Genomic DNA, 12,387 nt, shown 5'->3' with positions numbered 1-12,387 from the left:
GCCTGCGCCCCTAGTCCTCCCCGTACCGGGGATCCACGGTCTCCGGAGTGAGCCCCAGCAACTCGGCCACCTGCTCCACCACGACCTCGTGCACCAGCGCGGCCCGCTCGTCCCGCCCCTTGGTCCGGATCTCCACCGGCCGCCGGTACACGATCACCCGAGCCCGGCGCCCGTCCCGCGCCGGCGCGACCCCGCCCAGCGGCACGGCCTCGTCACTCCACGTGCCCACCTCGTCCCCCCGGCCCTCCAGCCGAGGCACTTCCAGCACGAGGAAATCGATGTCGGCCAGCTGTGGCCACCGCCGTTCGAGACGCTCCACGGAATCCTGCACCAGGTCCGCGAACACCTCGGCACGGCTGGCCGCCAGCGGCACCTGCGGCGGTGCGATCGGCCCCCGCATGCCCCGGCCGTGACGATCACGGCGACGAGGCCCGGGGCCGGCGGCACGGGGCGGTACACGGTTGTCCATCACCGGTGAAGCCTAGTCCTCACCCGCGCCGCCCGCCCGACTCCACGCGGCAACGATCCGGCCCACCCCGTGTCGCAGGATGACCGTTCCAGCCAAGGTCTGGCTCGTTTCCGTAACCCTCCAAGACCGCCGAACTCAAGGCAATTGACGTTGTTTGTACCGACTCATGACCTGACACGGCCTCGCCCGGGATCCGCCGAGCGTGCGTTCATGCAGGTCAACAGGCCCTCCGTAAAAGGGTGTGTGGGGCGTTTCACAGCACGACACGGTGGAGTGACCTGGTGGAGAGTCGTCGCGGCCCGCTCAAGAGTGCGGTACCGTCCAACGTCGTGAGCCCTGTACGTCGCTGTTCGCGCACCGCCTGCGGCCGACCCGCCGTCGCGACGCTGACGTACGTCTACGCCGACTCGACCGCGGTCCTCGGCCCGCTCGCCACCTACGCCGAACCCCACTGCTACGACCTGTGCGCCGAGCACTCCGAGCGCCTCACCGCCCCCCGCGGCTGGGAGGTCGTCCGCCTCCTCGACGGCTCCGCTCCCGCACGGCCCAGCGGCGACGACCTGGAAGCGCTTGCCAACGCGGTGCGCGAGGCGGCCCGCCCCCAGCAGCGCGCGGCCGAGGCGGGCGGCGGCGGAGGCCGTACGGCGGACCCCATGGAGGTCGCCCGCCGCGGCCACCTCCGCGTCCTGCGCTCCCCGGACAACTGAGACCGATCCGACGCCCACCGCACCCCGGCGCCCGGTCACGACTCGGAGTCCCCTGGACGTCCACCCGGTGTCCGCACACCTCGCCCTTACCCCCGGCGGGTAGTTTGTGTGCACCCAATAGGACTTCAGGAGGGTTGGCCGTGGCTGCTGATCTGTCGCAGATCGTGAAGGCGTACGACGTACGCGGAGTGGTCCCGGACCAGTGGGACGAGTCACTGGCCGAACTCTTCGGCGCCGCCTTCGCGGAGGTGACGGGTGCGGCGGCGATCGTCGTCGGGCACGACATGCGCCCCTCGTCCCCCGGTCTGACCCGCGCCTTCGCGCGCGGCGCGGCGAACCTCGGCGTGGACGTCACCGAGATCGGCCTGTGCTCGACCGACCAGCTCTACTACGCCTCCGGCGCCCTGAACCTCCCCGGCGCGATGTTCACCGCCTCCCACAACCCGGCCCAGTACAACGGCATCAAGATGTGTCGCGCGGGCGCCGCCCCGGTCGGCCAGGACACCGGCCTCGCACAGATCCGTGAACTGGTCGAGGGCTGGCTGGAGTCGGGCTCCCCGGAACCGGTCGGCCGGCCGGGAACCCTCGCCGGCCGCGAGACGTTGGACGACTACGCGGCGCATCTGCGCTCCCTGGTCGACCTGACCTCCATCCGCCCCCTGAAGGTCGTGGTCGACGCGGGCAACGGCATGGGCGGACACACGGTCCCCACGGTCTTCGCCGGCCTGCCCCTGACCCTCGTCCCGATGTACTTCGAGCTGGACGGCACCTTCCCGAACCACGAGGCCAACCCGCTCGACCCGGCCAACCTCGTGGACCTGCAGAAGCGCGTCCCGGCGGAGGGCGCCGACCTCGGCATCGCCTTCGACGGCGACGCGGACCGCTGCTTCGTCGTGGACGAGCACGGCGACCCGGTGTCCCCGTCCGCGATCACCGCCCTCGTCGCCGCCCGCGAACTGGCGCTCAACGGCGGCAAGGGCACGATCATCCACAACCTGATCACCTCCCGCACGGTTCCGGAGGTCGTGAAGGAGAACGGCGGCACCCCGGCCCGCACCCGCGTCGGCCACTCCTTCATCAAGGCCGAGATGGCCCGCACCGGCGCGATCTTCGGCGGCGAGCACTCCGCGCACTACTACTTCAAGGACTTCTGGAACGCCGACACGGGCATGCTGGCCGCCCTGCACGTCCTGGCGGCCCTGGGCGGCCAGGACGGCCCGCTGTCCTCCCTCGTCGCCCAGTACGACCGCTACGTCGGCTCCGGCGAGATCAACTCCACCGTCGCCGACCAGACCGCCCGCCTCGCCGCCGTCCGCGCGGCCTACGCGGGCCGCGCCGACATCACCCTCGACGACCTCGACGGCCTCACGGTCGCCGCGGCCGACTGGTGGTTCAACGTCCGCCCGTCCAACACCGAACCCCTCCTCCGCCTGAACGCGGAGGCGAAGGACGAGGCGACGATGACCAAGATCCGCGACGAGGCCCTGGCCATCATCAGGGCCTGACCGACGGCTCCGGCCCAGCCCCCGGCACAGATTCGCCCGTCCCCGTCGCCCGCCCCGCACCGGCGGTACGCTGACCAGGCACAACCACAGACACGCACCCGCCCTCGAAGGGACACCCCATGCCGCTCGAAGCCGGCCTCCTGGAGATTCTCGCCTGCCCGGCCTGCCACGCCCCCCTCAAGGAGCAGGACACCGAGCTGATCTGCACGAGCCAGGACTGCGGTCTCGCCTACCCGGTCCGCGACGGCATCCCGGTCCTGCTCGTGGACGAGGCCCGCCGCCCCGCGTAGCGCCAAGGCCGACCGCCTCGCGCAGCGCCAAGGCTCACCGCCCGTGCTCACCACGCGCGGAACGGCGGGACCCCGGCGCTACGACGCGACGGCGAGGCGGCGCGACGACGAGGCACCCACCCCCTGCGAAGGACCCATTCCGCACAGGATCCGGCGATCGGAGACTCCCGCCCATGCTGGACGAATCGCTGCTCGACACCCCGGAGGGCCTCGCCGAGGCCGACCGCCGAGGCCTGCTGCGCGGCGCCGCCGAGGCCGGCGCCCGCGTCCGCACCGCCGCCCGGCACGCCGCCGAGGCCGGCATCGGCGACCTCAAGCCCGACGGCCGCCCCCGCGCGGTCCTGATCGCGGGCCCCGGAGCCGCCGCCACCCACACCGCCGACCTCCTCGGCACCCTGGCCGGCCCCGGCAGCCCCGTGGTCCGCCTCGCCCCCACCGGCGTCGCCCCCGCCGCGGGCGCCCTGCGCTGGGAGCTCCCCGGCTGGGTCGGCTCCGTGGACCTCCTCCTGATCGCCACCCCGGACGGCACCGAACCCAGCCTCTCCCTCCTCGCCGACCAGGCCTACCGCCGCGGCGTCACCGTCGTGGCCGTGGCCCCCGCCCGTACGCCGCTCGCCGAGGCCGTCGCCGCCGCGCACGGCCTGTTCGTACCGATGGCGACGGCACCGTACGACCAGGAGGAACCCCTCGCCGCGTCCTCCCCGGGCGTCTTCTGGGCCCTGTTCACCCCGCTGCTGGCGCTCCTGGACCGCGTCGGCCTGGTCAACGCCCCGTCCGACGCCCTGGTGAAGGTCGCCGACCGCCTGGACCGCGTCGCCGAGCGCTGCGGCCCCGCGATCGTGACCTACAGCAACCCGGCCAAGACCCTCGCCGCCGAACTCGCCGACGCGCTGCCGGTGGTGTGGACGGAGGGCCCCTCGGCGGGCCCGGCAGGCCGCCGGTTCGCCGCCGCCTTCGCCGAACTCGCCGGCCGCCCCGCCCTCGTCGCCGAACTCCCCGAGGCGCTCGCCGCGCACAGCGCCCTGCTGGCCGGACCGCTGGCGGCCAGCGCCGACCCGGACGACTTCTTCCGCGACCGCGTGGAGGAGCCGCCCGCGCTGCACGCGCGCGTGGTGCTGCTCCGCGACCGTCCCATCAGCGGCCTCTCCGCCGCCCCCACCGCCCGTGACCTCGCCCTCAGTCACGACACGCCGATCAGCGAACTCGAACCGGAGGAGGGCGGCGAACTGGAGACCCTCGCGGAACTGATCGCCGTCACGGATTTCGCCGCCGTTTACCTGGCGCTCGCTTCCAGGGCCTGATCTGGCTCAGGGCCGACCCGCGCCCCCCACCGGCACAGGGGCCGGCACCCCTGTCGGCTGAGCCGCGTACGTACGGAGACAGAGAAGACACATGGACCGCCTCGACAACACCGTCCGCCCCTACGCCTGGGGTTCGACCACCGCCATCCCGAACCTCCTCGGCGTCGAGCCGACCGGCGAACCGCAGGCGGAGATGTGGATGGGCGCGCACCCCGGAGCACCGTCGCGGACCGCGCGGGGAACGCTCGTCGAGGTCATCGAGACCCACCCGGAGCAGGAACTCGGCGCCCGCGCGGTGGCCAGGTTCGGCCCGCGCCTGCCCTTCCTGCTCAAGATCCTCGGCGCCGGCGCCCCCCTCTCCCTCCAGGTGCACCCCAACCTGCAGCAGGCCAAGGAGGGTTACGCCGACGAGGAGCGCCGGGGCATCCCGGTGGACGCCCCGCACCGCAACTACAAGGACGCCAACCACAAGCCCGAACTGATCTGCGCGCTCACCGAGTTCGACGGCCTGTGCGGTTTCCGCGACCCGGTCGAGGCGGCCGACCTGCTGGCCGGGCTCGGCGTCGACTCCCTCAAGCCGTACGTCGACCTGCTGCACGCCCACCCCGAGGACGCGGCCCTGCGCGAGGTCCTCACCGCGATCCTCAGCGCCGACCCGGCGGACATGGCCCGCACCGTCGCCGAGACCACCGCCGCCTGCAGCCGCCTCGGCGGCGACTACGCCCCCTACGCCGGGCTCGCCCACCACTTCCCGGGCGACCCCGGCGTCATCGCGGCCATCCTGCTCAACCACGTCCGCCTGCAGCCCGGCGAGGCCCTGTTCCTCGGCGCCGGCATCCCGCACGCCTACATCAGCGGCCTCGGGGTCGAGATCATGGCCAACTCCGACAACGTCCTGCGCTGCGGCCTGACCCCCAAGCACGTCGACGTCCCCGAGCTGCTGCGAGTCGTCCGCTTCGAGGCGGGCGACCCGGGTGTGCTGCGCCCCGAGGCCTCCCCGGACGGCGAGGAGGTCTACGAGACCCCGATCGACGAGTTCCGGCTCTCCCGCTACGTCCTCCCCGAAGGCGGCAGCGCGCACGACGTCACCCGTGACACCCCGCAGATCCTGCTCTGCACGGCCGGTTCCGTTCACGTGGGCGAGTACGAACTCGGCCCCGGCGAGTCGGTCTTCGTCCCCGCCGACGAGAAGGCGGAGATCTCGGGCGCGGGCACCGTCTTCCGCGCCACTGTGATCGTATGACCGGGGTTGTGGATACCTGACGCGCCGGGCCCCGGCAAGACTGCAACAATGGCCCACCGGCAAAGGCCGGGCAAAGGGCGACGGGCGCTGCCGGGCACCGGCGTGGACAGACGAAGGCGAAGGGACAACGCGGACACATGAGCGCGTCAGGCGGTACGAAGGCGATCGTGGCGGCACTCGGCGCCAACCTCGCGATCGCGGCATCGAAGTTCGTGGCGTTCGCGTTCAGCGGCTCCTCCTCGATGCTCGCCGAGGGCGTCCACTCGCTCGCCGACTCCGGCAACCAGTTCCTGCTGCTCATCGGCGGCAAGAGGGCCCAGCGCGAGGCCACCCCGCAGCACCCCTTCGGCTACGGCCGCGACCGCTTCATCTACGCCTTCCTCGTCTCGATCGTCCTCTTCTCCATCGGCGGCATGTTCGCCATCTACGAGGGCTACGAGAAGATCGCCCACCCGCACGAGCTGGAGAACTGGTACTGGCCGGTGGGCGTCCTCGTCTTCGCCGTCATCGCCGAGGGCTTCTCCTTCCGCACGGCCATCAAGGAGTCCAACGAGCTGCGGGGCACGCTCTCCTGGGCCCAGTTCATCCGTCGCGCCAAGGCACCCGAGCTGCCCGTCGTCCTGCTGGAGGACTTCGGCGCGCTCATCGGTCTGATCCTCGCCCTCTTCGGCGTCGGCCTCGCCGTGCTCACCGGTGACGGCGTCTGGGACGGCATCGGCACCGTCTGCATCGGTGTCCTGCTCGTCTGCATCGCCCTGGTCCTGGCCGCCGAGACCAAGTCGCTCCTGCTGGGCGAGGCCGCCGGCGCCGACGTCGTCAAGCAGATCGAGACCGCGACGGTCGACGGCGAGACGGTCACCGGCGTCATCCACATGCGCACCCTGCACCTCGGCCCCGAGGAGCTGCTGATCGCCGCCAAGATCGCTGTGCGGCACGACGACACGGCCGCCGAGGTCGCGAACGCCATCAACGCCGCCGAGGCCCGCATCCGCGCCGCCGTCCCCATCGCCCGTGTCATCTACCTCGAGCCGGACATCTACAGCGAGGCCGAGGCCGCCAAGGGCCCGGACCCGGAGGCAACCCCGGGCGGCCCGAACCCGCACGCGGCCGGGCACTGACAGCAGGGTCGCTCAGCCCTGGGTCGGCCGCACGGTCCAGGGCGCCGGCGGCACGGGCGTCTTCCGCCCCCGTACCGCAAGAAAGCCGATGCCCAGCCCGATGCCGGTGAGGACCAGAACCGCGGCGAGGAGCAGAGCCGTGCCCAGCAGCACCGGGACGGTACGGCTGTCCGTCACCCGCCCCCGTACGGCGGTCACCGGCACCGTCCCGTCGTTGTCGGAGAAGAAGCGTGAGTCCATGGCGTCGCCCCGGCGGTCGCCCAGCAGGAACAACCGGCCCTCCGGCACCTTCACGTCGTACGACCGGTGCACCCCGTCGGCGTCGCCACCGCTGACGTAGGGCTCCTCGACCGGCTTCCCGTTCACGGTGACCCGCTCCTCGGTGCCCACGCGCGTGCAGCAGGCCACCCGGTCGCCGCCCACCCCGATCACCCGCTGCACCACGGCACCGCCCGACCGGTAGCGCTCCGGCATCGAGAACGCCACGACGTCACCGCGCCGCACCTCGCCGCCGTCCACCCGCTCCCACAGGATCCGGTCACCCGGCTCGTACGTCGGCGACATGCTGTGACTCTGCAGCGTGCCCCAGCCGTAGGCACTGCGTGCGTAGCCGACCGTGCCGACCCCCAGCACCAGCCCCAAGAGCCCCACCACCAGCGCCGCTGTCCCGAGCCCCCGCCCCCGCCTCTTACCCATCAGTCCCGCCCTCCCCATGCGTCCCCATCCGCCGTCGCGCGGACAATAGCGGCTCCCTGTGAACGCCGCGCGCCGTCGCCCTCTGGCTCGACCATGCGCAGGCGGACTGGGGACGACCGGGTTGTCCGGTGTAGCTTGGGACGGAGCCAGACGTCGCTGCTGATGGCGGTCGGGCGGTCCCCCACGGGACCGACCGAGGGAGAGAGGGCCTCCGACGGACTGCGCTGCGCGAACGTGGGCATGCCCGTGTCCTCTTCTCGGGCATCCGTATGTCCGACGCCGCGCAGACCAGCCGTACCCACCTCGACCCGATTCCGAGGAGCAGCTCGCAATGACGACTGTCGAGAACCGACAGGACTTCAAGGTCGCCGACCTCTCGCTGGCCGAGTTCGGCCGCAAGGAGATCACCCTCGCCGAGCACGAGATGCCCGGTCTGATGGCGATCCGCAAGGAGTACGCCGAGGCCCAGCCCCTCGCCGGCGCCCGTATCACCGGCTCCCTGCACATGACCGTGCAGACCGCCGTGCTCATCGAGACCCTGGCCGCCCTGGGCGCCCGCGTCCGCTGGGCCTCCTGCAACATCTTCTCCACCCAGGACCACGCGGCCGCCGCCATCGCCGTCGGCCCGAACGGCACGCCCGACAACCCGCAGGGCATCCCGGTCTTCGCCTGGAAGGGCGAGACCCTGGAGGAGTACTGGTGGTGCACCGAGCAGGCGCTGACCTGGCCGGACAGCCCCACCGGCGGCCCGAACATGATCCTCGACGACGGCGGTGACGCCACCCTCCTCGTCCACAAGGGCGTCGAGTACGAGAAGGACGGCAAGGTCCCCTCCGTCGACACCGCCGAGTCCGACGAGCACCGCGTCATCCTCGAGCTCCTGCACCGCACCATCACCGACGGCTCGCAGAAGTGGACCCAGCTCGCCTCGGAGATCCGCGGCGTCACCGAGGAGACCACGACCGGCGTCCACCGCCTGTACGAGATGCAGCGCGACGGCGTTCTGCTCTTCCCGGCGATCAACGTCAACGACGCCGTCACCAAGTCGAAGTTCGACAACAAGTACGGCTGCCGCCACTCCCTGGTGGACGGCATCAACCGCGCCACCGACGTACTGATCGGCGGCAAGACCGCGGTCGTGTGCGGCTACGGCGACGTGGGCAAGGGCTGCGCGGAGTCCCTGCGCGGCCAGGGCGCCCGCGTGATCGTGACCGAGATCGACCCGATCTGCGCGCTGCAGGCGGCGATGGACGGCTACCAGGTCACCACCCTGGACGAGGTCGTCGACAAGGCCGACATCTTCATCACCACGACCGGCAACAAGGACATCATCATGGCCTCGGACATGGCCAAGATGAAGCACCAGGCGATCGTCGGCAACATCGGCCACTTCGACAACGAGATCGACATGGCCGGTCTGGCGAAGGTCCCGGGCATCGTCAAGGACGAGGTCAAGCCGCAGGTCCACACGTGGAAGTTCCCTGACGGCAAGGTGATCATCGTGCTGTCCGAGGGCCGTCTGCTGAACCTGGGCAACGCCACCGGTCACCCGTCGTTCGTGATGTCCAACTCCTTCGCGGACCAGACCCTGGCCCAGATCGAGCTGTTCACCAAGCCCGACGCGTACCCGACCGGTGTCTACGTGCTGCCCAAGCACCTCGACGAGAAGGTCGCCCGTCTCCACCTGGACGCGCTCGGCGTCAAGCTCACCACGCTGCGCCCGGAGCAGGCCGCGTACATCGGCGTCGAGGTCGACGGCCCGTTCAAGCCGGACCACTACCGCTACTGAGCCGGCGATCCCGCAGTCCCGCCCGCCGGGGTGAGGACAGGACGTCGGTGCACCGACGTACCGCGCACTCACCCCGGCAGCAGGCCCTCCGAGGCAGGCCCCCGCACCCCCGTGCCGGGGGCCTGCCCCTTTGGCCGGAACCGCCCGGCGGCACCGCCCCGCCCGGACCGGCAGCGCCGGCCGGACTACCGCCGGCCCGTCACCACCCAGGACTCCCATGCCCCGCGGCCGCTATTCGCTCCACGATCCGCACGATCACACCCCCCTCGCAGAAGAACACTTCCAATGCGCCCCCGGCCCGTCCGGCTGGCGCTACGTCTCGCAGCTGACCAGCCCCGCCGGTGACCACCGTGGCTCGGTCGACCTCGCCCTGGACGACCTGGGCCGCCCCATCCGCCTCGAACTGCACGCGGGCGGCTGGCAGGTGCGCGGTGCCGCCCTCGACGGCGTCACCTGGGTCCGCACCGACCCCACCGGAACTCAAGCCACCGAAGGCAATGTGCGCGCCCACGCCTTCACCGGCACGTCCCCCGCGTTCCTCATCGCCACCGCTCGTCTCCTGCGCCTCACCCCCTCGTCCGCCGCGACCCGCGTACGGCTCGTGGCCTTCACGGACCCGGTCCTCGCCCCCCGCACCGTGGACCAGTCCTGGGCCCTGATCAACAGCGAAGCACACGCCACTGACAACGGCCCCCTGACCGTGGACGAATACCAGGTCACAGCCCTGGACACCGGAGAACGGCACACCGTCCACATCGCGGGCGACGTCGTCCTGGCCGCGCCCGGCATCGAGCTGGAGGACCTCCGGTCGCCGCCGTCGACCTTCGCCTGAGCGGCGCGACCGGCGCTAGGCGGGCGGCGCGAAACCGGTGGCAGGGCGGCCGGCCGGCTGCTCCTGTCCCAGAACCTGGGGCTGAGCGGCCTGGGCCGGGCCCTGCGCCCGAGCCGCCGCGGGAGACATGTGAGCCGGTGGGGAAAGCGGAGACGGCGAAGAAGCCGGGGTGACCGGTGCACCGGGCTGTGCCACCGGAGAGGGGGAACCGCTCGCACCGAACGCCTGCCGGGCTTCACGGGACTGCCTTTCGTGCACCACGGCCGCCAGGAACGCAGCGGGGGGGACGTCCTGCGGTACCGGAGCCCCGGTCCCCGCCGCCAGATCGGCCGCAAGCCGCTGCGCCATCCCCAGCGAAACCTGCGGCTCCAGCTGTTGCATCCGGGTCAGGTACTGCCGGACGGCGAGCCACAGCCCGTCCGGCACCGCCGACAGATCCAACTCGGCGAACCGCCCCGCGAGCCACGGAGGAGGAGGGGGTACGAATCCGGTCCGCCCGGTGGGTATCCGCTCACGCACGACGAGGGTGCCCGCGAACACGTCCCCGAGCCGCCGCCCCCGCGCCGACACCAGTGAGGCGATGCAGGCCACCACGCCGAACGTCATCAGGATCTCGATGACACCGATCGCACCCCGCACCAGCGCGTGCCGGAAGCGGATCGGCCCACCGTCGTCCCGTACCACCCGCAGCCCGAACGCCAGCTTTCCCAGCGAACGCCCGTGACTGAGCGTCTCCACCGCGATCGGCCCGCCCACCAGCACGAGCAGGAACGACGCGATCGACAGCGCCACCTGTGCGGCATCGTCCAAGGACGACGTCGACGCCACCAGCACGATGGTGACGCCGATGTACGCGACCATCGCCACCACCAGGTCGAGCAGCACCGCCAACGCCCTGCTCGGCACCTTGGCGGGCCGTAGTTCGAGCGCCACCGCCTCGCCCGTCACCAGCTCACTCACGCCCCGCCGTCCTTCCCCTGGTCCGCCCCGTGAACAGCAAGTCTGCCAAGCTGTGGGCGCATCGTGCCTCAGTACGACAAGCTGACAACAGTCACGAGCAGCCACGACGAGCAGTCGACGACCAGCCGAGGAGCAGGCAGACCCCATGGACCTGGACGTCTTCGTCTCCGTACATCGAACCGAATGGGACCGCCTCGACACCCTGCTCCGCCGTCGGCGTCGGCTCGACGGCGCCGAGGCCGACGAACTCGTCGCCCTCTACCAGCGCACTGCCACACACCTCTCCCTCATCCAGTCCAGCGCCCCGGACCCGCAACTGACCGGATGGCTGAGCCAACTGGTGGCACGCGCGCGCAGTGCCGTCACCGGCACGCGCCGCGCCTCGTGGCGGGATGTCACGCGCTTCCTGGGCCAGGGCTTCCCGGCCGCCGTCTACCGCTCCCGCCGCTGGTGGGTGCCGACCGCACTCATCTCCACCGTCATGGCGATCCTCCTGGGCTGGTGGATCGGCACGCATCCGGAGGTGCAGTCCTCCATCGCGGCCCCCAGCCAGTTGCGCCAGCTGACCCGCCCCGGCGGTGAGTACGAGACGTACTACTCCAGCCATCCCGCTGCCGCCTTCGCCGCCCAGGTGTGGACGAACAACGCCCAGGCGGCGGCGATGTGCCTGGTCCTGGGCATCTTCCTGGGCCTGCCCGTCCTCTGGATCCTCTTCGAGAACATGCTCAACCTGGGAGTCGGCTTCGGCCTGATGTCCTCGGCCGGCCGCCTCGACACCTTCCTGGGCCTGGTCCTCCCGCACGGCCTGCTCGAACTGACCGCGGTGTTCGTCGCCGCCGGCACGGGTCTGCGCCTCGGCTGGACGCTGATCGACCCCGGTCCCCGTACCCGTCGCGCCGCCCTAGCGGAAGAAGGCCGGGCCGCGGTCGGCATGGCGATCGGCCTCGCTCTGGTTCTGTTCGTCTCCGGCTGCATCGAAGGCTTCGTCACCCCCTCCGGCCTGCCCACCTGGGCCCGCATCGGCATCGGGATCGCAGCCGAGCTGGCATTCCTCGCCTACGTCTTCGTCCTAGGCGGCCGTGCGGCACGCGCGGGTGAAACGGGTGATCTCGAGGCGACGGACCGCAGCTCGTCCGTGCCGACGGCCGCCTGATGTGCGTCCGACCCCTGTGAGCTGCTAGTCTCCTCTTCGCCCCGCGAGAACTGTTGACACGGATCGCGTGGGGAGGTAGATTCAAACAGTTGCCTAGAACTGGACAAGTTCGAGGGCCGCCGATAGAATCTATGAGCTTCCAGGGAAGTCGTGAACGGCATCTCCGAGAAGCACCTCCCGATTACTCAGGAATGAGCGGCCGGTCAGACCGGCCAAAGACTTCTGATAAAGTCGGAACCGCCGGAAAGGGAAACGCGAGAGCGAGAACCTGGAAAGCACCGAGGAAATCGGATCGAGAAAAGATCTGATAGAGTCGGAAACACC

12 protein-coding genes are annotated in these 12,387 nt (G+C 71.3%); 9 read left to right on the top strand and 3 right to left on the bottom strand.

What is annotated here, in order from left to right; genetic code table 11:
* Nucleotides 1-10 precede the first annotated feature (10 nt).
* Nucleotides 11-400: a metallopeptidase family protein gene (locus tag ACIHEJ_RS17745; protein ID WP_400136194.1), complete on the bottom strand. Its 390-nt coding sequence runs from the start codon at nucleotides 398-400 to the stop codon at nucleotides 11-13.
* Between the two features lie 350 nt (nucleotides 401-750).
* Here ACIHEJ_RS17745 and ACIHEJ_RS17740 point away from each other — a divergent pair, with 350 nt between their 5' ends.
* The 6 genes from ACIHEJ_RS17740 (at nucleotide 751) to ACIHEJ_RS17715 (ending at nucleotide 6,633) form a co-directional block, all read left to right on the top strand.
* On the top strand, nucleotides 751-1,176 hold the full coding sequence (locus ACIHEJ_RS17740; protein ID WP_400136191.1) for a DUF3499 domain-containing protein: 426 nt from the start codon (nucleotides 751-753) through the stop codon (nucleotides 1,174-1,176).
* A gap of 140 nt (nucleotides 1,177-1,316) precedes the next feature.
* Entirely contained in the window at nucleotides 1,317-2,681 is a 1,365-nt protein-coding gene (locus tag ACIHEJ_RS17735) for a phosphomannomutase/phosphoglucomutase (protein ID WP_400136189.1), read from the top strand.
* A 119-nt stretch (nucleotides 2,682-2,800) separates the two neighbouring features.
* A complete protein-coding gene (locus ACIHEJ_RS17730) occupies nucleotides 2,801-2,971 on the top strand; it encodes a Trm112 family protein (RefSeq protein ID WP_079060162.1) in 171 nt (56 codons plus the stop codon).
* A gap of 173 nt (nucleotides 2,972-3,144) precedes the next feature.
* Nucleotides 3,145-4,272, top strand: a complete 1,128-nt coding sequence (locus ACIHEJ_RS17725) for an SIS domain-containing protein (protein ID WP_400136186.1) — start codon at nucleotides 3,145-3,147, stop codon at nucleotides 4,270-4,272.
* 91 nt (nucleotides 4,273-4,363) lie between these two features.
* Complete coding sequence (gene manA, locus ACIHEJ_RS17720) at nucleotides 4,364-5,515, top strand: mannose-6-phosphate isomerase, class I (RefSeq protein ID WP_400136183.1); 1,152 nt, start codon at nucleotides 4,364-4,366, stop codon at nucleotides 5,513-5,515.
* A gap of 137 nt (nucleotides 5,516-5,652) precedes the next feature.
* Nucleotides 5,653-6,633 (top strand): cation diffusion facilitator family transporter, encoded by a 981-nt coding sequence (locus ACIHEJ_RS17715; protein WP_400136181.1) that lies wholly within the window; start codon nucleotides 5,653-5,655, stop codon nucleotides 6,631-6,633.
* A gap of 12 nt (nucleotides 6,634-6,645) precedes the next feature.
* Here the strand turns inward: ACIHEJ_RS17715 and lepB are convergent, their stop codons facing one another.
* The gene (gene lepB / locus ACIHEJ_RS17710) at nucleotides 6,646-7,329 is read right to left on the bottom strand and encodes a signal peptidase I (RefSeq protein ID WP_400136178.1); all 684 of its coding nucleotides are present in this window, start codon (nucleotides 7,327-7,329) and stop codon (nucleotides 6,646-6,648) included.
* 331 nt (nucleotides 7,330-7,660) lie between these two features.
* Here lepB and ahcY point away from each other — a divergent pair, with 331 nt between their 5' ends.
* The gene (ahcY, locus tag ACIHEJ_RS17705; protein WP_400136176.1) at nucleotides 7,661-9,118 is read left to right on the top strand and encodes an adenosylhomocysteinase; all 1,458 of its coding nucleotides are present in this window, start codon (nucleotides 7,661-7,663) and stop codon (nucleotides 9,116-9,118) included.
* A 217-nt stretch (nucleotides 9,119-9,335) separates the two neighbouring features.
* Nucleotides 9,336-9,950 carry a hypothetical protein gene (locus ACIHEJ_RS17700; protein ID WP_400136173.1) on the top strand — a complete coding sequence of 205 codons (615 nt, stop codon included), beginning with the start codon at nucleotides 9,336-9,338 and terminating at the stop codon, nucleotides 9,948-9,950.
* 15 nt (nucleotides 9,951-9,965) lie between these two features.
* Here the strand turns inward: ACIHEJ_RS17700 and ACIHEJ_RS17695 are convergent, their stop codons facing one another.
* Nucleotides 9,966-10,910, bottom strand: a complete 945-nt coding sequence (locus tag ACIHEJ_RS17695) for an RDD family protein (protein WP_400136170.1) — start codon at nucleotides 10,908-10,910, stop codon at nucleotides 9,966-9,968.
* Nucleotides 10,911-11,055: 145 nt separating this feature from the next.
* On the opposite strand from ACIHEJ_RS17695, the gene ACIHEJ_RS17690 reads away from it, so the two are divergent.
* Nucleotides 11,056-12,063: a stage II sporulation protein M gene (locus ACIHEJ_RS17690; RefSeq protein ID WP_400136167.1), complete on the top strand. Its 1,008-nt coding sequence runs from the start codon at nucleotides 11,056-11,058 to the stop codon at nucleotides 12,061-12,063.
* Nucleotides 12,064-12,387: the final 324 nt, after the last annotated feature.

The sequence above is a fragment of the Streptomyces sp. NPDC052301 genome (genome assembly GCF_044593395.1).
Classification (GTDB): domain Bacteria; phylum Actinomycetota; class Actinomycetes; order Streptomycetales; family Streptomycetaceae; genus Streptomyces.
Note: the sequence above shows the minus strand (reverse complement) of the source record. Positions and strands in the feature narration are given on the sequence as shown.

Excerpts from the sequence above, each read along its gene's own strand:
- ACIHEJ_RS17730 (WP_079060162.1), top strand. The coding sequence starts at position 2,801 with ATGCCGCTCGAAGCCGGCCTCCTGGAGATTCTCGCCTGCCCGGCCTGC.
- ACIHEJ_RS17745 (WP_400136194.1), bottom strand. The coding sequence starts at position 400 with ATGCGGGGGCCGATCGCACCGCCGCAGGTGCCGCTGGCGGCCAGCCGT.
- ahcY (WP_400136176.1), top strand. The coding sequence starts at position 7,661 with ATGACGACTGTCGAGAACCGACAGGACTTCAAGGTCGCCGACCTCTCG.
- ACIHEJ_RS17690 (WP_400136167.1), top strand. The coding sequence starts at position 11,056 with ATGGACCTGGACGTCTTCGTCTCCGTACATCGAACCGAATGGGACCGC.
- ACIHEJ_RS17700 (WP_400136173.1), top strand. The coding sequence starts at position 9,336 with ATGCCCCGCGGCCGCTATTCGCTCCACGATCCGCACGATCACACCCCC.
- ACIHEJ_RS17725 (WP_400136186.1), top strand. The coding sequence starts at position 3,145 with ATGCTGGACGAATCGCTGCTCGACACCCCGGAGGGCCTCGCCGAGGCC.
- manA (WP_400136183.1), top strand. The coding sequence starts at position 4,364 with ATGGACCGCCTCGACAACACCGTCCGCCCCTACGCCTGGGGTTCGACC.
- ACIHEJ_RS17715 (WP_400136181.1), top strand. The coding sequence starts at position 5,653 with ATGAGCGCGTCAGGCGGTACGAAGGCGATCGTGGCGGCACTCGGCGCC.
- lepB (WP_400136178.1), bottom strand. The coding sequence starts at position 7,329 with ATGGGTAAGAGGCGGGGGCGGGGGCTCGGGACAGCGGCGCTGGTGGTG.